General features: G+C 52.3%; 19 protein-coding genes. 2 read left to right on the top strand and 17 right to left on the bottom strand.

Features of this window, described 5'->3' with window-relative positions:
- Positions 1-38: 38 nt before the first annotated feature.
- The 6 genes from HV243_RS04365 to HV243_RS04340 all read right to left on the bottom strand — a co-directional run bounded on the left by HV243_RS04365 (position 39) and on the right by HV243_RS04340 (position 7,037).
- Positions 39-899: a small-conductance mechanosensitive channel MscS gene (locus HV243_RS04365; RefSeq protein WP_053389407.1), complete on the bottom strand. Its 861-nt coding sequence runs from the start codon at positions 897-899 to the stop codon at positions 39-41.
- A 127-nt stretch (positions 900-1,026) separates the two neighbouring features.
- Positions 1,027-1,959, bottom strand: coding sequence for an HTH-type transcriptional activator AllS (gene allS / locus HV243_RS04360; protein ID WP_032931810.1), 933 nt, complete (start codon positions 1,957-1,959; stop codon positions 1,027-1,029).
- The gene (locus HV243_RS04355) at positions 1,877-2,749 is read right to left on the bottom strand and encodes a DUF2877 domain-containing protein (RefSeq protein WP_053389408.1); all 873 of its coding nucleotides are present in this window, start codon (positions 2,747-2,749) and stop codon (positions 1,877-1,879) included. The genes allS and HV243_RS04355 overlap by 83 nt, the downstream gene beginning before the upstream one ends.
- Positions 2,750-2,859: 110 nt before the next feature.
- Positions 2,860-4,122, bottom strand: coding sequence for a DUF1116 domain-containing protein (locus HV243_RS04350; RefSeq protein WP_047357831.1), 1,263 nt, complete (start codon positions 4,120-4,122; stop codon positions 2,860-2,862).
- Positions 4,123-4,138: 16 nt separating this feature from the next.
- Positions 4,139-5,800 carry an acyl-CoA synthetase FdrA gene (locus HV243_RS04345; RefSeq protein WP_047357832.1) on the bottom strand — a complete coding sequence of 554 codons (1,662 nt, stop codon included), beginning with the start codon at positions 5,798-5,800 and terminating at the stop codon, positions 4,139-4,141.
- A gap of 13 nt (positions 5,801-5,813) precedes the next feature.
- The gene (locus HV243_RS04340; RefSeq protein WP_016157430.1) at positions 5,814-7,037 is read right to left on the bottom strand and encodes an MFS transporter; all 1,224 of its coding nucleotides are present in this window, start codon (positions 7,035-7,037) and stop codon (positions 5,814-5,816) included.
- A 338-nt stretch (positions 7,038-7,375) separates the two neighbouring features.
- On the opposite strand from HV243_RS04340, the gene HV243_RS04335 reads away from it, so the two are divergent.
- Positions 7,376-8,281 (top strand): carbamate kinase, encoded by a 906-nt coding sequence (locus HV243_RS04335; RefSeq protein WP_016154378.1) that lies wholly within the window; start codon positions 7,376-7,378, stop codon positions 8,279-8,281.
- A gap of 48 nt (positions 8,282-8,329) precedes the next feature.
- Here HV243_RS04335 and fbaA read toward each other — a convergent pair whose 3' ends face one another.
- The 10 genes from fbaA to tkt form a co-directional block, all read right to left on the bottom strand.
- Positions 8,330-9,409, bottom strand: a complete 1,080-nt coding sequence (gene fbaA / locus HV243_RS04330) for a class II fructose-bisphosphate aldolase (RefSeq protein ID WP_003027029.1) — start codon at positions 9,407-9,409, stop codon at positions 8,330-8,332.
- 88 nt (positions 9,410-9,497) lie between these two features.
- Complete coding sequence (gene pgk, locus HV243_RS04325) at positions 9,498-10,661, bottom strand: phosphoglycerate kinase (RefSeq protein ID WP_003027032.1); 1,164 nt, start codon at positions 10,659-10,661, stop codon at positions 9,498-9,500.
- A 39-nt stretch (positions 10,662-10,700) separates the two neighbouring features.
- Entirely contained in the window at positions 10,701-11,729 is a 1,029-nt protein-coding gene (gene epd, locus HV243_RS04320; RefSeq protein ID WP_181603932.1) for an erythrose-4-phosphate dehydrogenase, read from the bottom strand.
- 287 nt (positions 11,730-12,016) lie between these two features.
- Positions 12,017-12,727 (bottom strand): nucleoside/nucleotide kinase family protein, encoded by a 711-nt coding sequence (locus tag HV243_RS04315; RefSeq protein WP_053389409.1) that lies wholly within the window; start codon positions 12,725-12,727, stop codon positions 12,017-12,019.
- Positions 12,724-13,233, bottom strand: coding sequence for an MltR family transcriptional regulator (locus HV243_RS04310; protein ID WP_047414449.1), 510 nt, complete (start codon positions 13,231-13,233; stop codon positions 12,724-12,726). Before HV243_RS04310 ends, HV243_RS04315 begins: the two co-directional genes overlap by 4 nt.
- Before the next feature lie 15 nt (positions 13,234-13,248).
- Entirely contained in the window at positions 13,249-14,220 is a 972-nt protein-coding gene (gene glpX / locus HV243_RS04305) for a class II fructose-bisphosphatase (RefSeq protein WP_016154382.1), read from the bottom strand.
- The gene (locus tag HV243_RS04300; RefSeq protein ID WP_016154383.1) at positions 14,217-15,494 is read right to left on the bottom strand and encodes a zinc-binding dehydrogenase; all 1,278 of its coding nucleotides are present in this window, start codon (positions 15,492-15,494) and stop codon (positions 14,217-14,219) included. Before HV243_RS04300 ends, glpX begins: the two co-directional genes overlap by 4 nt.
- A gap of 24 nt (positions 15,495-15,518) precedes the next feature.
- Positions 15,519-16,898 carry a PTS mannitol transporter subunit IICB gene (locus tag HV243_RS04295; protein WP_016154384.1) on the bottom strand — a complete coding sequence of 460 codons (1,380 nt, stop codon included), beginning with the start codon at positions 16,896-16,898 and terminating at the stop codon, positions 15,519-15,521.
- A gap of 27 nt (positions 16,899-16,925) precedes the next feature.
- A complete protein-coding gene (gene cmtB, locus HV243_RS04290; RefSeq protein ID WP_016157436.1) occupies positions 16,926-17,369 on the bottom strand; it encodes a PTS mannitol transporter subunit IIA in 444 nt (147 codons plus the stop codon).
- Positions 17,370-17,685: 316 nt separating this feature from the next.
- Entirely contained in the window at positions 17,686-19,677 is a 1,992-nt protein-coding gene (gene tkt, locus HV243_RS04285; RefSeq protein ID WP_016154386.1) for a transketolase, read from the bottom strand.
- Positions 19,678-19,956: 279 nt separating this feature from the next.
- Here tkt and HV243_RS04280 point away from each other — a divergent pair, with 279 nt between their 5' ends.
- Positions 19,957-20,715: a M48 family metallopeptidase gene (locus HV243_RS04280; protein ID WP_053389410.1), complete on the top strand. Its 759-nt coding sequence runs from the start codon at positions 19,957-19,959 to the stop codon at positions 20,713-20,715.
- 111 nt (positions 20,716-20,826) lie between these two features.
- Here HV243_RS04280 and speB read toward each other — a convergent pair whose 3' ends face one another.
- On the bottom strand, positions 20,827-21,747 hold the full coding sequence (speB, locus tag HV243_RS04275; protein ID WP_016154388.1) for an agmatinase: 921 nt from the start codon (positions 21,745-21,747) through the stop codon (positions 20,827-20,829).
- Between the last annotated feature and the right edge of the window lie 128 nt (positions 21,748-21,875).

Genomic DNA, 21,875 nt, shown 5'->3' with positions numbered 1-21,875 from the left:
AACGCCCGCCTCTCTCTGGCGGGCGTTTTTAGCTGAAGTTACTCGGTCGCGTTCTCTTTCACGCGTTTAAAGTTCACATCCATCTGCGGGTACGGGAAGCTGATACCGTTGGCGTCAAACTCGCGCTTAATACGCTCCAGTACATCCCAGTAGACGCTTTGCAGATCGCTGCTGTTACTCCAGACACGTACGACGAAATTAATCGAGGAAGCGCCCAACTCATTCAGGCGTACCGTCATTTCACGGTCTTTTAGGATGCGATCTTCAGACTGGATGATATCAGTGAGGATTTTTTTCACCAGATCGATATCGGAGTCGTAGGCCACGCCGATAATAAATTCGTTACGACGGACCGGCTCGCGAGAGAAATTAATGATGTTCCCGGCAATGATTTTACCGTTTGGGATCACCACAATCTTACCGTCTACGGTACGCATAGTTGTGGAGAAAATCTGCACGTTAAGCACGGTTCCCGCAACGCCGCCAAGGTCTACATATTCACCCGCGCGGAACGGACGGAACATCACCAGCAGCACGCCTGCGGCGAGGTTGGACAGCGACCCTTGCAGTGCCAGACCGACAGCTAAACCTGCGGCACCGAGAACGGCGATCACGGAGGCAGTTTGCACCCCAACGCGACCCAGCGCGGCAATCAGCGTGAAAGCGATAATACCGTAGCGCACCAGTGCAGAAAGGAAGTCGGCAACGGTGGCATCAATTTTACGCGCCAGCATCAGGCGGTTAACGGTGTTTGATACGATACGCGCCACGATCATACCGATAATGACAATCGCGATGGCCGCAACGATGTTGACGGCATAGCTCAACAGTAGCTCCTGATTGCGGACCAGCCAGGTGCCCGCACCGTTTATGCTGTCGACAACATTCAAATCTTCCATTCAATATTCCTTGAGCATGTCAAAAAAATTACGAGATCAATCTCACGAAAACACCCTATTAAAGGTAAACAAAAAAGACCGAATCTGCCATTTTTTCAACATGATCCCTTAAAAAACCGCCGTAAACTCAGTTCTCCGCCGGTCGATCGACCATCCGCAGGAACCCACTCACCAGCGAATCTTTTTGCTTAAAAATGTCCGCAATTTCACTGACCACCTTTCCGCTGCCCGCATTCTTCCAGGCAATCGAGAGCGGCGATGGCTGGCGCGGATTAATCACCTCACGGGCAACCAGTGCCCCGGATTCAACATAAGGACGACACATCCGCTCGGGTAAAAAGCCGACGCCAAGCCCGCTTAAATGACAGGCCAGCTTAGTGCTGAGATCCGGCACTTTGATCTCCTTTTGCCCGCTAAGCAGCCAGGCGACGCGGCGCGTAAGCGTACGCGAGGTATCTTCAATATTGATAGCCGGATAGCGGCGCAGCATATCGTCTGACAGTACCGGCACTGGATGGCTGGCCAGCGGGTGATTTTGCGCTACCACAAACCGCCAACTGATATCTCCCAGCGGCAACAGAGAGATATTATTGGAGAGCGATTCCGATCCGGTGACGCCAATCGCCAATTGGAAATCGTCATACAGTAGCGAATCCCACACGCCCATATAGACCTGTCGGGAAATTTGAAATCGGGTGAAGGGAAATTGTTGGTGCAGCCAGGTCAGTAAATCTGCCGTGGTCTGCGGCTGGTACAGCAGATTGTTGATAACGATGTTCACCTGCCGTTCAACGCCCGCGTTGATCTGCTGAAGCTCGTCCGGCATTGCATCCAGCCAGTTAAGCCACTGTCGACAATGCTCAAGCAGATGTTGTCCGGCTAGCGTCAGACTGACGGAGCGGGTTGTACGTAAAAAGAGCTGCGTCCCCACCTGCTCTTCCAGCGTTTTAATGCGATAGCTAATCGCCGCGGGCGTTTTATGCAGGGAGCTGGCCGCGCGGGAAAAACTCTCCGTCTGTGCAACCCGAATAAAAGTGCGTATTGTTTCCTGATCGAGCATGCGTTCCCCTTGAGTCGACCACCTGTAACCACCGTTGCGCTATCGCGATTCCCAGCAATATGTCCGCCCCCGAGGAGTGCCCGACAGCAAGCAGGCGTCTGATTGCAGAATGCGGATCGCGTCCGGACTGTAAACCACGTATCACCTTCTGTAGCGGCGTTGAAAATTCGCCCACTCTGGCGCTGTTCAGATAGCTACAGCTTACTGACGTGGTGAGCGGCACAAGTTGCTCCGTCGGGGGTAAAAAATAGCGCAATTTGGCAGAAAGCCCCGCAGCATACAGCACAGCCAGCATCCCCGTCAGCATATCATCGCCGCTGGGCGTCAGTCCTGGGCCGTATCCGATCAGCCAGCGCCAGTCAGGCGTCACGCCACGATGCCAGCACTCAAGTTGCTCAATGATTTCAGGGTAGTGCAACATCGTATTGAGTGGCTGATTCAGCGCTCCGGAAAGACCACTGTGTTGAGTGCAAAAAGAGAGATCGACAGGGGCAAGTACGGCAGGATCCAGCGACATCCGGAGTGTGCGACGCGAGCAAAGCGCTATACCCTGTCCCCGCAGGATGCTCCCCTGTTTGATAAGTCGTTCAATATGCGCCACGCGGGAAAACTGTGTGGTGCTCAGCAGCATGCCCGTCGGTCCCATCCCCTTTCCGTAGCGAAACAGCGTCAACAGCTCGCCGTCAGGACGGCAAAAATTAATCGCCTGCGAGAAGCGGCTGTGCAACCTCCATTCGCCATCGGGAAGTCGATAAAAACCCGCGTTGGCTAATGCCTTAATCGTCACCATCGATACACTCCAGGACACTGGATGGCAGGGAGAGCGCCCGAGCCGGCCTACGGAATGAACTCATTCGCAGGCCGGATAAAACGCAACTGCGTCGCCTTCCGGCAACGTTGTTATGCCGTGATGTGATGCAGTTCCGCCAACGCTTCAAGCGCTTTTTCAAAACAGAGCAGCGGTGCGCGAACGGTGCCTGCCCCCACCTGGCCGATCCCCGCATCCTTGTGAGCAATACCGGTGTTAATCAGCGGCGTAATCCCCGTTTCCACGACGCGACGGATATCCAGCCCCAGACATGCCCCTTTGAAATCCCATGACGGGATCTGGAACAGCGGACTGTTGGCAAGATAGATCTCCGCCATCTCTTCCGATGTCTCCAGCGCAGCCCCCATGCCACCCGCGCCAACGAAGCGCGTTACGCCCGGTGCGGCGATCATCGCAGCACCGCCAATCCCCAGCGTTTCCGTGATGGCACTGTCGCCGATATCCGGATTGGCATCAGTCTGGCTATAGCCGGTAAAGAACAGCCCCTGCGGCGTGTTCACCGGCGCGGTAAACCAACGATCGCCTGTGCCGCTCACGCGAATACCGAAATCACGGCCGTTACGCGTCATGGCGGTCACCACAGAACCTGCTTTAATTTCCGCCGCCGCATCCATAACGGCTTTACTGTAGGCCATTGCCAGGTTAAGGAAGAACTGGTCGGTGACGCTCAGGAATTGCAACACCTCAATGATTTCCGCCTTCGGACGCGCCAGTCCGGCAATCACCGGAGAAAGCGTGCGTAGCAGCAGAGAAGAGGCCGCAATATTACGTTGGTGGAACTCATCGCCCATCGTGATAGCCTGCGCCATCAGTGCCGTCAGATCGACGCCGTTTTCCATCTGCGAGAGCGCTTCCTGCAATACCGGCGCCAGCGTATCACGCATCCAGCGCAGACGTTTCTGCACGTCATCGCCGTAAGCGCCAAAGCGCATCACTTTGCCGATCCCCTCATTGAGGTTGCAGCAGGCCTGATTGCCGTGGACGATATCACGCACGACCAGCACCGGCATATTGGCGGACGTAATACCACCCATCGGACCGACCGCGCCAACGTGGTGGCAAGGAATAAACTCGACCTCTCCCTGCTCCAGCATCCGCAGGGCATCTTCCTCCGTGACCGCCCAGCCTTCAAACAGCGATGCGCCAATACAGGCTCCGCGCATTGGGCCAGTCATCTCTCCCCAGGCAATCGGCGGACCAGCGTGCAGTAATTTGCGTCCAGAAGATAATTCGGCCACCGCTTCTTTTGCAGGACGCACGGCAACCCAGTGGGGGCGTGCAGCTTTAATTCGTTCGATAATGGCTTCGTTGGCCTGTGCAATAGATGAATACATATCCGTACCTCTGAACTTAATGTAACTGTTTGAGTAAGCTGGCAAGACGGGCGTTGCCACCGGCAACAGGCGCCCACTGATAATGCACAACCGGCGTACCGCTACTTTGCAGATCCAGCGCGAAGCTGCGCAATCCGGCGTTGATAACCTGTACGCCCGCAAGAAGCGCGCTATGCGTCTGTGGAATATTGTGATTCTGGTGATGCGTCAGGCTAACGGCGAGCAGTACCGCCTCTTCGAGGGTTTCTACCACGGCAACCCCGGCTTCACGGAGTTTCTCTTCCTGCTCGCTGCGGCCCTGCGGATCGCCCTCGGTTCCGGTCAGAGTAGCAATCACCACCAGCGGCGCAGTGCGTTTGGCGCGCACTTGATCTACCGCCTCAACAACCGCCCCCGCTGGATCGGCGCAGGCGCCATAGCCCAGTACGACATCCAGCAGCAGTACCCCTACATCCGGAAACGCGGCCAGTTTTTCGATTTCAATGCTGCGGGTGGTTGGGTCAATCATCGGATGCGGTCTGCCCAGGGTGTAGCTGTCGTCCCCGAGGTCGACAATACGATGACCACCGGCGTCCAGCATCACGCCCTGGTCGTGGCTTTCACTCACGGGAACCCCCAGCCCCGCTGAGAGCAGCATGGCGGCTTCCGCGGCCAGCGTCCCCCCGGCATACAGACCGTAAATCCCTTTGCCTGCCACTTCCGGCTGAGCCCGTCTCTGCTGCGCCACGCGCATCAGCAGCACCGCCAGCCGCGCGGCATCAGAAAGTGAATTCGCCAGCCAGACGTTTCCTTCGCGACGCTGCTCCGGCTTGCTGCCCAGAAACAGCGCGACAACCGGTTTCCCCACCTTTTGCATCGCAGCAATAATGCGGGTTCGCACCTGCGGAGACGGCGGCTTGGAGACAAAAGCCATTACCCGCGTGGCATCATCCGCAGCCAGCATCTCCAGCGCGGTCAATGCGCTGATACCGCCCACGTCAGCGCTCAGGTCACGTCCCCCCAGGCCAATCGCATGGCTAATGCCCTGCTGATGCAGCGCAATCTGCGAGGTAATTTCCTGAATACCGGTGCCTGACGCGCCAATCACGCCAATCCCGCCTTCAGGCAGGACGTTGGCAAAAGCTAATGGGCTTCCGGCAATCATCGCCGTACCGCAGTCTGGCCCCATGACGATCAGCCCGCGCTCGCGTGCCATGGTTTTCAGCTCAACTTCCTGCTCCAGCGGTACGTTATCGGAAAACAACATGACGTTTTTATTGGCCTGCAACCCCTCTCTGGCAACAGATGCGGCATATTCTCCGGCGACGGAGACCAGCAGAAGATTGGCCTGAGGTAATTTCTGGCACGCGCTTTCGAAGCGGCGAGCTTTCACCAGATGATGTGAACTCCCCGACGCGTTGGCGATCGCGCTTAGCTCTTTCTCCAGTTGCTCACGAATCAAATCCAGGATCTCAGGCTGCTCACCTTCGGTTCTGACCGCCACACAAATATCATTTGGCGTGGCATCGGCAAAGTCGTCGTGCCAGAACCCTGTGGAATCCAGCATCGATTTATTGGCTGGTGTTCCCATCATGACCGAAACCTGATCAACTTCCGGGCGCTCACTGAGTTTTCGGGAAATGATCATCAGGCTGACGGAATCCTGAAAACTTCCCTTTTTAATAAAGGCGTAAATCATTACCACTACCTCTTTATGTGCGTTGTTCTTTTAAAAACAGCATTGCGAATAAACCAATAGCCAGCAGTACGGCTGAAACATAGAAACTGGAAGCCAGGCTTCCGGTCATATCACGTGCAGCCCCGGCAATAATCGGTGCCAGAATGGATGAACTCATGCCAATAAAATTAAATAAGCCAAATGCGGTGCTGTAATTATTTTCATCCACGCTGTCGGCTACCAAGGCAACCAGTACCGGATCCAGCGCCAGTTTACCCACCAGACCATAGACACACAGCGCAGTGATAACACCTGTCATATTCGGCATCCAAATAATTGACAACATGCTGATAATCGCGACCGGCACCAGGAACATAATTAAAGGTTTACGCTTGCCTAATTTGTCAGACAGGCTGGAGAATAGCAGCGCCCCAGGAATGGAAATCCAGGCCACCAGCGAAGAGATAAATCCGGTTTCGCTGCCAGCGATACCCCGTTCATTTTGCAGATAATAGGGAAGCCAGGTCAGGATAACGAAGAAACCGAACAGGCTACAGAACACCATAATATAGGTGATAATTAAATTACGGTTTTTCAGCAGATCGCTGAATTTACCCTTTTTAACCGGCGCGCCATCGGCGTCGGCAGTACGTTTCTTCTCTTTCACAAATAGCCAGATAGCCACCCCAACCAGCACGGATGGAACCGCCATCGCATAGAATGGCATCCGCCATGAATATCCCTGATCGTATACCAGCCAGCTTGAGGTCATCAGCCCCAGCGCAATACCAAAAGCCATACCGCTGTTGATGATTGCGCTGCCAAGAGAGCGGTACTTCTTCGGGATCTGCTCAGAGGAAAGACCGTATTGCGGACCATAATAGGTTCCTTCACCCGCCCCCGTCACCACGCGGGCAAACAGCAGGGTGTACCAACTTTTTGCCCAGCCGGTTACCGCGGTGAAAACACCAAAAAGAATAAACCCCGGAACCAGCACCTTTTTCTTACCAATTTTGTCACCCAGAATTCCGGCAGGTACCTGAAGTAATGCGTAAGAAAAATAGAACACAGAATTAAGAATACCCAATTGTGTGCCGCTTAAGCCAAATTCTTTTTCTAATTCGCCCATCACCGGATTGAGCACCGTGCGGTCGGCATACATAAAAATCCATCCCAGCCAGAACAGAAAAACGGTGACCCACCAGGCCGGTATTCCTCTTTTCTTTGTGGCCTCAGCCACTTCATATGAACCAGACATAATTAATCTCCCGGTAATCATTACCGCTGAATACCTCATGTTATCTGACAGGATACGTGAGGTTTGATGTTTTAACTGCGTCTACCATATCGGGGTAAAAATTCATTTCATTTGAACAAAATCACACAAAATCCATTGTTATAAATTCCTGGGAACTGGCCGCAACATTATTAAAAAAAGTCTAATAATCACTTTCAAAGCAATTTAAATAAAGAGACAGAAAACATCATTAATTATCGAGATATTTTTACAGGTATTTGAGTTGTCGACCTTATCACATAATAAAAGCGATAAAACGCTATGTTGACCACGAGATATTTTTCACAATGAGGTCATTAATGAAAAAGAAGATTGTCATTGCGCTTGGCGGCAATGCCTTATTACAGCGCGGAGAAATTTTGAGTGCAGAAAACCAGCAGCGTAGTATTCAGGTATTTGCCGAAATGGCATCCGAATTAGCCCGTGATTATCAACTGGTCATTGTTCATGGCAACGGTCCTCAGGTTGGTCTGCTGGCGCTACAGAACGCGGCTTACAAAGAGTCCCCGGCCTGGCCGCTGGACATTCTGGTTGCGGAAAGTCAGGGGATGATCGGTTTTGCCATTGCCCAGGCGCTGGCGTCATCCACGGGTAACGCGCCCGTGACGACGCTGATGACCCGCGTTGAGGTCGATCCGCAGGATGACGCTTTCTCAACCCCCGGTAAATATATCGGCCCCGTCTACCAGCCGGATCAACAGACAGAGCTGGAAGAACGCTATGGCTGGCAGATGAAAGCGGATGGGCAATATATTCGCCGCGTGGTTCCCTCCCCGACACCGCTAAAAATTCTCGACAGTGATGCCATCTGCACGTTGATGGATGCGGGACACATGGTGATTTGCTGTGGCGGTGGTGGTATTCCGGTCATTGCGCAAGGCGATGGCTATCAGGGAACCGAAGCCGTCATTGATAAGGATTTGACCGCTGCCGTGCTGGCGCAATCCATTAACGCTGACCACCTGCTGATCCTGACGGACGCCGATGCCGTGTATGAAAACTGGGGAACCCCCCAGGCGCGTGCGCTACGACATGTCACACCAGAAGAGCTGGCGCCGTTTGCCGCGCCTGACGGTGCAATGGGCCCGAAAGCGGCGGCGGTGATACAGTTTGTCAAACAGACCGGAAACGCAGCATTTATCGGCGCCCTGAAGGATGCGCCGCAGGTCCTGGCGGGTGAAAAAGGAACCTGCGTTATGCAGTAAAAAAAATGGCTTCCCAAAGGAAGCCATTTTTACTGTCCGCAGACGGAATTACAGAACGTCAACCGCGTTCAGTTCTTTGAAAGCCTGTTCCAGACGGGTGATCATGGTTGCCTGACCAGCACGCAGCCATACGCGCGGATCGTAGTATTTCTTGTTCGGCTGATCTTCGCCTTTCGGGTTGCCCAACTGACCCTGCAGGTAAGCTTCGTTTGCTTTGTAGTAGTTCAGAACGCCTTCCCAGGTAGCCCATTGGGTATCGGTGTCGATGTTCATTTTCACTACGCCGTAGCTTACGGAATCTTTGATTTCCTGAGCAGTAGAACCGGAACCGCCGTGGAAGACGAAGTTCAGGCTGTTATGCGGCAGGTTATGTTTCTTAGAAACATAGTCCTGAGAGTCGCGCAGGATGGTCGGGGTCAGAACTACGTTACCCGGCTTGTAAACGCCGTGTACGTTACCGAAGGACGCTGCGATGGTGAAACGCGGGCTGATTTTGCTCAGCTCGGTGTATGCGTAGTCAACGTCTTCCGGTTGGGTGTACAGTGCAGAAGCGTCCATGTGGCTGTTGTCCACGCCGTCTTCTTCGCCACCGGTGCAACCCAGTTCGATTTCCAGAGTCATGCCCATTTTGGACATGCGCGCCAGGTATTTGGAGCAGATTTCGATGTTCTCTTCCAGAGACTCTTCAGACAGGTCGATCATGTGAGAAGAGAACAGCGGTTTGCCTGTTGCTGCGAAGTGTTTTTCACCCGCGTCCAGCAGACCGTCGATCCACGGCAGCAGTTTCTTCGCGCAGTGGTCAGTGTGCAGGATAACCGGAACACCATAGTGTTCAGCCATCTGGTGAACGTGATGCGCACCAGAGATCGCACCCAGGATTGCAGCGCCCTGAGGAACGTCAGACTTCACGCCTTTACCCGCGATGAAAGAAGCACCACCGTTGGAGAACTGGACGATTACCGGCGCTTTAACTTTTGCAGCGGTTTCCAGAACGGCGTTGATGGAGTCGGTACCAACGCAGTTAACAGCTGGCAGAGCAAAGTTGTTTTCTTTAGCTACCTGGAAAACTTTCTGTACGTCATCACCAGTGATTACGCCTGGTTTTACGAAATCAAAAATTTTAGACATGTTGCGAGTCCTGTATCTTCGGCCTTGGAAAGAGGGCGCGCTCGACAGCGCGCTAATAATTGGGCAGGTTTCCCTGCCCATCAATGTCTTACTTTTTAGCACGCTCTTCGAGCATGGCTACTGCTGGCAGTACTTTGCCTTCCACGAATTCGAGGAATGCGCCGCCGCCAGTAGAGATGTAGGAGATTTTGTCAGCAATGCCGAACAGGTCGATTGCTGCCAGGGTATCACCGCCGCCTGCGATAGAGAATGCTTCGCTGTCTGCGATAGCATTAGCAACGATTTCAGTACCTTTGCGGAAGTTCGGGAATTCGAACACGCCAACCGGGCCGTTCCACAGAATGGTTTTCGCATTCTTCAGAATGTCAGCCAGCTGCTGTGCAGAAGCGTCGCCGATATCCAGGATCTGCTCGTCTTCTTTTACATCGCTAACGGATTTAAGCGTAGCCGGTGCAGTTTCAGAGAATTCAGTCGCTACGCGAACGTCAGTCGGGACCGGGATATCGCAAGTCGTCAGCAGACGCTTAGCTTCATCAACCAGGTCAGCTTCGTACAGGGATTTGCCGACGTTGTGGCCTTGAGCAGCAACGAAGGTGTTCGCGATACCACCACCAACGATCAGCTGGTCAGCGATTTTTGACAGAGAGTCCAGAACGGTCAGTTTGGTAGAAACTTTAGAACCACCAACGATAGCCACCATCGGACGAGCAGGTTCTTTCAGCGCTTTACCCAGCGCGTCCAGCTCAGCAGCCAGCAGCGGACCAGCGCAAGCTACGTCGGCGAATTTACCGATACCGTGGGTAGAAGCCTGCGCACGGTGAGCGGTACCGAAAGCGTCCATTACGAATACGTCGCACAGCGCAGCGTATTTTTTGGACAGTGCTTCGTCGTCTTTCTTCTCGCCTTTGTTGAAGCGAACGTTTTCCAGAACAACCAGTTCACCGGCAGCGACTTCAACGCCGTCCAGGTAATCTTTTACCAGGCGAACCGGAGCAGACAGTTTGTCTTTCAGGTAGTTAACAACCGGCAGCAGAGAGAATTCTTCGTTGTACTCGCCTTCGGTAGGACGACCCAGGTGGGAAGTTACCATCACTTTAGCACCCTGTTTCAGGGCCAGTTCGATGGTCGGCAGGGAAGCACGGATACGCGCATCGCTGGTTACTTTCCCTTCTTTAACTGGTACGTTCAGGTCCGCACGGATAAAAACGCGTTTACCAGCCAGATCCAGATCGGTCATCTTAATTACAGACATGGTGAATCCTCTCGTTGATTCATAAAGTTTTGTCGACGCTCAAGCGTCGAGCCTGAAACCAATAGCAGCCATCGCTAACGTTGTGTCGAGCATACGGTTAGCAAAGCCCCATTCATTATCACACCAGACCAGCGTTTTGATCAGGTGAGCGCCACTCACGCGCGTTTGCGTACCATCAACGATGGCGCTGTGCGGGTCGTGGTTAAAATCTACAGAGACCAACGGTAATTCCGTATAGTCAACTATACCATGAAATGCACCTTGTGCTGCTTTTTGCAGCAACTGGTTGACTTCACTGGCTTTTACTGTTTTTTTCACCGTCACGCTTAAGTCGATCGCCGTCACATTTATGGTCGGTACACGCACCGCAATCGCTTCAAAACGATCGTTAAACTGCGGGAAAATTCGCGTGATGCCCGCCGCCAGTTTGGTATCAACCGGAATAATAGACTGGCTGGCCGCTCGCGTGCGACGCAGGTCAGGATGATAGGCATCAATAACCTGCTGATCGTGCATCGCGGAGTGGATCGTGGTGACGGTACCAGACTCAATGCCGTAAGCATCATCCAGCAATTTAATGACGGGTATTATGCAATTCGTGGTGCAGGAGGCGTTGGAAACGATCCGGTGTTCAGCGCGCAGCTGATCCTGATTAACGCCATACACAACGGTTGCGTCGATGTCGTGACTACCAGGATGTGAAAAGAGCACTTTTTTTGCACCAGCGGCAATATGCGCCTCGCCGTGTTCGCGGTTGCCGAAAACCCCCGTACAGTCCAGCACCACGTCGACACTCAGTTCGCGCCAGGGAAGCGCATCGAGCGTTCGCTCATGCAGAATGCGGATCGCGTCATCGCCAACGATGAGCTGGTCACGTTCCTGACGAACATCCCAGGCAAAACGTCCATGGCTGGTGTCATATTTCAACAAATGCGCCATGCCTGCAGCATCCGCCAGTTCGTTGATTGCCACCACGGTGATTTCCGCCCGACGCCCGGATTCATACAAAGCACGAACCACGTTGCGTCCGATGCGACCGAAACCATTAATCGCTACGCGTACGGTCATAGGTCTCCTGCAAGGATTTCTCAGAAACGATGTGGCAGACAGAGTAATGCAGCAAATCGCTCAGGGAAACCTTACCTGTCGCAAACTGCGACTAATTGGTTAATTGTCGAACATTTAATCGACTGAAACGCTTCAGCTAGAATAAGCGAAACGCGGAATAAAAGGAATGATTGTCCAGCCAAAGAAAACAGTTATCTGACGTACATCACATTTTTCCCGCTGAGACCGGGGGAAATTATTCCAGTAAGCCGTAATAATCATTACGGCTTAACAGGAATAATTGGCCTTCACGCAATCCGATATTCACCAGATTCCAGCATCTCCAGCGTCAGGTCACCAGGCAGACTCGCTTCCAGTACCCGACGAACATTCGGTCCGTCGGTACGCTCATAAAACGCCTCAGCGTCAGCTTGTGATAGTCCGCCCGCCAGTTTACGGCCTACCAATCGTGTACGGAGCGCGTTGGCAGGAGCACGAATAAACAGCGAATAATCACAAAACTCAGCTAACGCCCGCCACCTTTCATCATCGCGTAATAACCAGTTTCCTTCCACAATCACAATCGGCGCGATCACTGTTATAGCCGCTTCTACCGGATCGTGTTTTTGCCGGTCGTACTGTGGCCAGGAGCCCTCCCCTTCCCTTATCAGACGTAGATTCTGTGTAAGTTTATCCACATCAAAGGTTTCCGGCGCACCTTTGTATGCTCGCAGGTTATGAGCATCCAGCCAGGTGTTGTAGTGATGGAAGCCATCCATCGGCAGCGTCTGGATCTCCGGCAGGCCAGGATCCTGACGGGAGAGATATTCCCAGAAGGTGGTCAGCGTCGATTTACCCGTACCAGGCGGTGCGCTGAGAAAAACGATCGTTCGTCGCTGCGGGTGAGTGGCGTGTATTTTTGCCAGCTGTTGTAATAACGGTTTGTGGACGTTCTCTATCTCATCATCACGGTAATGTGCTTCAACCTGTAGCCCATTCACCGTTAGTTTGATTTTCACGGCGTTAATTCCTTTAAAATCGCCGTCACTGCCAGCGTCATTGCCGTCTTGACCATTGCGCTAAAGCGCACTTCGGACCACGCAGCAAAGTCGGCAAATTTCATCGACTCCAGCGCACCGTAGAGCGTTGCGTTGCGGGTGATACTGTTCACGTTGCTGACAAAATCCCAGGTAATGTCATCGGCAAAATCGGGGATATTATCCTGCTCGTTCAGGTACTGATAAAACTGAGAGAAATGGGTGATGTCGGCATAAAGCCATTTATCCATTTTTCCCAACGCATAAATCAGACGTAACGCAACGTCGATATCGTCAAGCGGTCCACTCTGGGCGAGTAACGGCTTCACTGCATATTCCACAATCTCTTCATCGTTATTAACGAACAGCGACGGTAGAAAGCGCTTAATGCCCTGGAGCAAAATGTTATGTGCCGTCGTCATAAACGAGAGTAAATTATTTTGAGCATCCAGTTGCTCAAGCACATCGTCTTCTGTCAGCGTCGTCATTCGTTTCTCGATAAATCACCATGAATGCAGAGAGTCTATTATATTACACGTTCGATCCGCGCCGCCGATCAGTAAAGTTTGCGTGCGCACACCATTCGCAACCTGTTGGATCCCTTTCACAAGATCGCCGCCCGTGACTCCTGTCGCGCTGAAGAGGATCTTATTTCCCCCTACCAGTTCGTCCAGCGCGTAGATCCGGTTGATCTCAACGCCCATTTCCGCGCAGCGCTGATGTTCCTGTGCTGCAATCAGACGATTATCTGCGTTATTTCCTTTCGCTTCGCAAAAATCAATCAGTTCAGCCTGCATATCACCCCCCAGCGCTTTAACCGCACAGGCTGAAATAACCCCTTCAGGCGCGCCGCCAATGGTATACATCAGATCATAAGGATTCTCCTGCATACAGGCCAGCACGCTGGCGGCCACGTCGCCGTCGGGTAGAGCAAAGACCTTGACGCCAAGCCGTGTCGCCTCGGCAATCGCTGGTTGAAGGCGCGGTTTATCCAGCGTCACCATCCGCAGTCGCTCCAGCGGTTTACCCAACGCCTCTGCCACATTACGCAGATTATCTGCCAACGGCAGCGCCAGATTAATCGCCCCTTTCGCAAACCGATTAACAACCAGTTTTTTCATGTACATATCAGGGGCGTGTAACAAACTACCGCGAGGGGCAAACGCCATGACGGCCAGCGCATTGCTTTGCCCCATAGCCACCATTCGGGTTCCTTCGATAGGATCAACGGCGATATCTACCTCAGGTCCGGTGCCGGTTCCCACTTCCTCACCAATCCACAGCATCGGGGCTTGATCAATCTCCCCTTCGCCAATAACGATGCGTCCGCGAATGGCAATACTGTTCAATGCTTCCCGCATTGCCGTCACAGCCAGACCATCAATCTTGTTTTTATCGCCGCACCCGGTTTGCGGCCAGGCTGCCAGTGCAGCCTGCTCCGTGATACGAAATAGCGGCCATGCCAGCGACATCATATCGCAGCCTCCCCGATATCAACGCCAAAGTGTGCCAAAAGGTATTTTTCTGCCTTTTCATTCCAGATACCGTGCGTCTCCTCCACCAGCAGCGCCAGTTCTTTGAATAATGGGTCAGTTTTCCCTTTCTCGGCAAAATCAGCAATGGCGGTTAGTGGCATGGTAACGCCGTTGTAGATAAGCTTCTTACCGCCGGGGATCGCCGGTAAATTCAATACAGTTTCCGGAACTGCATCAAGGCCGCCAATGTGCGTCACCATAAACGACGGTTGCAGTTGGCCAGTTGCACTGAGCGCAATGGCCTCTTTCATATCATCCGTTGAACCACCGGATGTCCCGACAACGTGAGTGCTGTTGTAGTGCACGTTATAAAAATTAAACGGCACTTTGAAGTTACTGTCCGTAGGACCGGCAAAAAAATTCAGGCAACCATCTTCCGCGAGTAAATCATCAGCCATCTCAACAACTGCAGGCACTGCCGCATACACAAAAACATCATCAAAACCTGCGTCATGAGTTAACGCTCGCAGCATCGCTGTCGGAGAATCCATGCCAGTAGTATTCACATAGATGAGCTCAATCCCCTTTTCTGCCGCCAGCTCAACGGGCAACAGTTTTTTAGCCTGAGCCAGTCGTGCTTCATCAATGTCGACCACCACCACGCGCGACGGCTGAATATTCCCGTTAATGGCATAATCTATTGCACCAATACCCATCGGCCCGGCGCAGGCCAGAAGCGCAATGTTCCCCCCTGGCTTAATCCCCATGCGATGCTCATAAACGTAAGGCGTGGTATGAAAATTCGCGTTATACGCGCCAATAATGCAGCACATCGGTTCTGCCAATGAGGCGGCGGCAAAATAAGAGCCGTGGTAAGGCAAAACGCATCCCAGGTTAATCGCCACTTCCGGGATAATCATATATGTCGCATTGCCGCCAAAATATTCGTAGCTGTATCCCGCTGAATATCCACTAGGCAATCCCATCGCGGGTTGCAACACAAAACGCTGACCTTTCTTATATTTATCCGTCAGGTTTTTTCCCACCTCAACAATGATACCTGCACATTCATGCCCGGTAATAACCGGATGATTTTCCAGATCGTCCGGTACGCGTTTATGATCGCTCCCCAATGCTGCTGCTTTCCAGGTGGACAAACAAACGCTATCGGATATTACGCTTACTAACAATTCATTATCTGTAATTGCAGGCAGTTCAAATTCGCGGATACGAATATCCTGCTTGCCATATATGGCAGCAACTTTCGTTTTCATATTCACTCCAAAAATATAAGAAGGCTAGTTCGCAGTAATGCGTTTAAATAAATCATCCAACAATGGGTCACCAATATAGTTCTTAATCAGCACTAATGGCTTTTCACTTACACGTTTAACACGACCTTCAAGACTGGCATGGGTGACAATAATATCGGCATCTTGCGGAACGTTTTCGATAGCATAATGCGTCACAGTAATATTCAATCCCGCTTTCTCCAGACGCTTACGAAACGTGGTTGCCCCCATAGCACTGGAACCCATTCCTGCATCACAGACAAAAGCGACACGTTTAATGTTTTTATAAGAGAATTTCCCTTCCTGCTTCATCGCTTTGACGGTTCTGGCTGATTCAGCAAAGTCATCTTCACTTTCTGTTTCAACGTTCTTTTCCATTTTCAGGATGACAGAGGTAATAACAAAAGTAACAACGGTTCCCGCGGTGACTCCTGCAATGGTCGCGAGGAAAGAACCTTTCGGCGTTAATGCCAGATAGGCGAATATGGATCCTGGGCTTGGCCCCGCAACTAACCCACCGTCCAGCAGGTGGAATACCCACGTCCCGGTCATTCCCCCGGCAATCATCGCGATCAGGGTCAGAGGCTTCATCAGCACATACGGGAAATACAGTTCATGAATACCACCGAGGAAGTGGATAATCATGGCGCCTGGCGCAGACTTTTTACTCATCCCTTTGCCAAAGATAGCAAAGCCGAGTAACAAACCTAATCCCGGCCCTGGGTTAGATGCCACCATGAAGAAAATTGATTTTCCCGTTTCAGAAGCTTGCTGCATCCCCAGCGGATAATACACCCCCTGATCGATGGCATTGTTCAGAAAGAGGATTTTTGCCGGCTCATTGATTACGGATAGCAACGGCAGATAGCCCGCATGAACCAACGCTTCAATACACTCCTTCACGAAATTATTGGCAATGAGAACCGCCGGGCCGATAACTTCAAACCCCAGCAAGCATAAGAGCATTCCCGCAATACCAAGAGAGAAATTATTGATAACCATCTCGAAGCCTGCAGGAATGCGTTTTTCCAGCAGACGGTCGATATGCTTAATCACCCAACCGCCAAGCGGCCCCATTACCATCGCGCCAAGGAACATCGGGATATCCGCGCCCACAATAACGCCAATAGAACCAATGCCCCCCATTACCGCACCGCGTTTCCCGCCAACCAGATGTCCCCCTGTGGAGCCAATCATGACGGGCAGTAAATAGGTAATCATCGGACCGACAATTTTAGCGAAATGCTCATTCGGCATCCAACCAGTAGGAATAAATAATGCGGTAATAAAACCCCAGGCAATAAACGCACCGATGTTGGGAATGACCATTGCAGTCAAAAACCCACCAAAAGCCTGGACTTTGGCACGAGCAGACTTGTTTTCCATAATAATATCCTGAAAGGAAACCGTTAATTATGCTTGAGCGATAATATCCGCCAATTGTTTTTCTGATTTAGCCGCTAACAAAGCGGTTAGTGCTTCCTCTTCACATAATAATTCGCTTAAGGCCTGAATAGCGCCAATGTGTGAATCAGCATTAGCCGCCGACAATCCGATTAATAATCTGATACCTTCATCATCTTCGGCAAATTTCACTTCCTGTTTGAGAAGCGTTAATGACATACCGGTTTTTAACGCGCCACACTCCGGTCGAGCGTGCGGCATGGCGACACCTGGTGCTAAAATATAATAAGGACCATTGTTAATCGTTGAGTCTTTAATGGCCTGAATATAATCTGAATTGACATAATGGTTGGCAAGTAAGGATGACATAGAAAAGTCAATTGCCTCCTGCCAGTTCTTTGCTGAATTTTTTATTGAGATAGATGATTCGGGAAAGTAATCAATCAGCCGCATACATTTTCCTTATTTTATTTTTAGGGTACGAGTTAGCGTTAAAAATAAAATACGCGCACGGCGAAATGAAATCAATCGAGGAGAAAACTACATACAGCGCAGAATGTTTTTTGGCGATGCCTTTAAAAACAATGGATTGAGAAAAGAAATATAAAAATCAACAGCAATAATGTGATTCAAGCTGCAAATATAAAACATCGCTAAATATCATATTTGTGATGAACATCTACATTTTTGGGTTGCACACAACCAAATAAATTTACTTACTTTAAAAAAACGGGCCGCATAAGCGACCCGTTTTCACCTGTAATCAAAATTACAGCAGTTCTTTTGCTTTCGCGACAACGTTGTCGACAGTGAAGCCAAACTCTTCAAACAGCAGCTCAGCCGGTGCAGACTCACCAAAGGTAGTCATACCAACGATAGCGCCGTTCAGGCCCACGTATTTGAACCAGTAGTCTGCGATACCCGCTTCCACTGCAACACGTGCGGAAACAGCTTTCGGCAGTACGGACTCGCGATAAGCGGCATCCTGTTTGTCGAACGCGTCGGTAGACGGCATGGAAACCACGCGCGCTTTAACGCCTTCAGCGGTCAGTTTGTCCCAGGCAGCCACAGCCAGCTCAACTTCAGAACCGGTAGCGATGAAGATCAGTTCCGGCTGACCGGCGCAATCTTTCAGCACGTAACCACCGCGCGCGATGTTCGCCAGCTGCTCTTCGGTACGTTCCTGCTGTGCCAGGTTCTGGCGGGAGAGGATCAGCGCGGTCGGACCGTCCTGACGCTCTACACCGTATTTCCATGCAACGGCAGATTCAACCTGGTCACACGGACGCCAGGTGCTCATGTTCGGGGTCACACGCAGCGAAGCTACCTGCTCTACCGGCTGGTGAGTCGGGCCATCTTCGCCCAGACCGATGGAGTCGTGGGTATAGACCATCACCTGACGCTGTTTCATCAGCGCAGCCATACGCACCGCGTTACGGGCATATTCCACAAACATCAGGAAGGTGGAGGTGTACGGTAGGAAACCACCGTGCAGAGAGATACCGTTAGCGATAGCGGTCATACCGAATTCACGTACACCGTAATGGATGTAGTTACCGGCAGTATCTTCGTTGATAGCTTTAGAACCAGACCACAGAGTCAGGTTACTTGGTGCCAGGTCAGCGGAGCCACCGAGGAATTCAGGCAGCAGAGGACCAAACGCTTCAATCGCGTTCTGAGACGCTTTACGGCTGGCGATTTTCGCCGGGTTAGCCTGCAGCTTAGCGATGAACTCGTTCGCTTTTGCGTCGAAGTCAGACGGCATTTCACCTTTCATACGACGGGTGAATTCAGCGGCTTCCTGCGGGAAGGCTTTCGCATAAGCAGCGAACTTCTCGTTCCATGCAGCTTCTTTTGCCTGGCCTGCTTCTTTCGCATCCCACTGCGCGTAGATTTCAGACGGAATTTCAAACGGCGCGTATTTCCAGCCCAGCTGTTCGCGGGTCAGTGCGATTTCTGCATCACCCAGCGGCGCACCGTGAGAGTCGTGGGTACCAGCTTTATTCGGGGAACCGAAACCGATGATGGTTTTGCACATCAGCAGGGACGGTTTGTCGGTCACAGCGCGAGCTTCTTCAACTGCGCGCTTAATCGCGTCAGCATCGTGACCATCAACGCCACGAACCACGTGCCAGCCGTAGGCTTCGAAACGCTTAGCGGTGTCATCGGTGAACCAGCCTTCAACGTGGCCATCGATAGAGATGCCGTTGTCATCGTAGAACGCTACCAGTTTACCCAGCTTCAGCGTACCGGCCAGGGAACATACCTCGTGAGAGATACCTTCCATCATGCAGCCGTCGCCCATGAAAGCATAGGTGAAGTGGTCAACGATGTCGTGACCAGGACGGTTAAACTGCGCCGCCAGCGTTTTTTCGGCGATAGCCATACCCACAGCATTCGCAATGCCCTGACCCAGAGGACCGGTAGTGGTTTCAACACCCGCGGTGTAACCCACTTCCGGATGACCCGGCGTTTTGGAATGCAGCTGACGGAAGTTCTGCAGCTCAGACATCGGCAGATCGTAGCCGGTGAGGTGCAGCAGGCTGTAAATCAGCATGGAGCCGTGGCCGTTGGACAGCACGAAGCGGTCACGGTCAGCCCAGGACGGGTTAGTCGGGTTGTGGTTCAGGAAATCACGCCACAGGACTTCGGCAATGTCAGCCATACCCATCGGGGCACCCGGGTGACCGGATTTGGCTTTCTGTACTGCGTCCATGCTCAGCGCACGAATAGCATTGGCAAGCTCTTTACGTGAGGACATTTTGACTCCAGATCGGATAATGAAGGCTGAGCCCTTAACGACTTGACGACAGCGCGTTTTGGGCTACGCCGGAAAAAAGTGCCAACAATGTAACCCAAGCCGCGTGTCATGTACATGGAGCATCCTTTTACCGCTTCAGAAATCTCTGGATCATGCGCGCAAGTTGCGCAATCTTCTCGCCCGCTGAATGTTCTTTTCTTTATACTAAGGCCGAGCGTCGGTTTACCTGCAAACGACGCATTTTTTAGAAAAATCCTGACTTTGTGCGGAAGAGAAAAAATGAAAATTCGCGCTTTACTGCTTGCTACGAGCATGGCGGCGGCATTGACCGGCTGCCAGAACATGGACTCAAACGGACTGCTTTCTTCTGGCGCAGAGGCTTTTCAGGCCTATAGTCTGAGCGATACTCAGGTAAAAGCGCTGAGCGATCAGGCCTGTAAAGATATGGACAGCAAGGCTACTATCGCCCCTGCCAGCAGCGAGTACACAACGCGTCTTGGCAAAATCGCCGCCGCGCTTGGCGACAACATTAACGGCCAGCCGGTGAACTACAAAGTCTATATGGCGAAAGATGTGAATGCCTTTGCCATGGCGAACGGTTGTATCCGCGTGTACAGCGGCCTGATGGACATGATGACCGATAACGAAGTCGAAGCGGTGATCGGCCACGAAATGGGCCACGTCGCGCTGGGTCACGTGAAAAAAGGCATGCAGGTCGCGCTGGGCACTAACGCCGTACGTGCAGCAGCGGCTTCCGCTGGCGGCATTGTCGGCAGCCTGTCACAGTCGCAATTGGGCGATCTTGGCGAGAAACTGGTGAACTCGCAGTTCTCCCAGCGTCAGGAATCCGAAGCAGATGATTACTCGTATGATTTGTTGCGCAAACGTGGGATCAATCCGGCAGGACTGGCCACCAGCTTTGAGAAACTGGCTAAACTGGACGCAGGACGCCAAAGCTCAATGTTTGACGATCACCCGGCATCTGCAGAACGTGCGCAACACATTCGCGATCGCATGAGCGCAGACGGGATAAAATAATCCTCGAACAGTGCCGGATGGTGGCGTGAACGCCTTATCCGGCCTACAAATTCAGCAATAATGTAGGCCGGACTAGCGTCAGCGACATCCGGCAAAATAGTCCAAAACCCGTTATTCGCCTTTCTTCGCCGCCTGGATATACAGCATTTCCAGTGCCAGCGTAGCCGCCGCCAGCGCGGTGATCTCTGACTGATCGTAGGCCGGAGCTACTTCCACCACATCCATCCCGACGATATTCAGATCTTTCAGACCACGTACCAGCTTGATCGCGCGATCGGAAGTCAGACCGCCGATCACGGGCGTACCGGTTCCTGGAGCAAACGCCGGATCGAGGCAGTCGATATCAAAGGTCAGATACACCGGCATATCACCAACAATCTGCTTAACCTGGGCGATGATGTCATCTACGCCGCGATCGTTCACCTGGCAAGCATCCAGCACGGTAAAGCCGTTATCTTTGTCGAACTCGGTACGAATACCGATCTGCACAGAGTGATTCGGATCGATCAGACCTTCGTTCGGCGCAGTGTAGAACATGGTACCGTGGTCGAATTCACAGCCGTTAGCGTAGGTGTCGGTGTGGGCATCAAAGTGCACCAGCGCCATTTTACCAAAGTGTTTAGCATGCGCGCGCAGGAGCGGCAGCGTGACGAAGTGGTCGCCGCCGAAAGAGAGCATGCGCTTACCGGCAGAAAGCAACTTCTCAGCATGCGCCTGCAGTTTTTCACTCATTTCACGGGCATCACCGAACGCATAAACCAAATCGCCGCAGTCCACCACGTTCAGACGCTCGCGCATATCGAAGTCCCACGGGAAGCGATTGTGTTCCCACGCCAGGTTAGTGGAAACCTGACGGATCGCAGCCGGACCATGACGACCGCCCGCGCGGCCAGACGTTGCCATATCAAACGGTACGCCGGTGATCACCCAATCGGCGTCGCTGTCGTACGGCATGAAGTTCATCGGCAGACGCAAAAAACCAAAGGCGTTAGAAACTAGGGAGTTGTCGTATTGATGACCTAAGGTGCTCATGTACTGACCTCTTTTAAAATCGGTGAAAAAAAATCCCCTCCGCGTCGTTAAGCCCGACGAGGAAGGGATTGATTTACGTGACTACTTGTATAGGCGAATTATCGCCGTTAATTTGCTCAGGTTCAAGC

Source organism: Citrobacter sp. RHBSTW-00599, assembly GCF_013784065.1.
Lineage (GTDB): Bacteria > Pseudomonadota > Gammaproteobacteria > Enterobacterales > Enterobacteriaceae > Citrobacter > Citrobacter braakii.
This window is presented reverse-complemented; position numbering and strand designations above follow the sequence as displayed.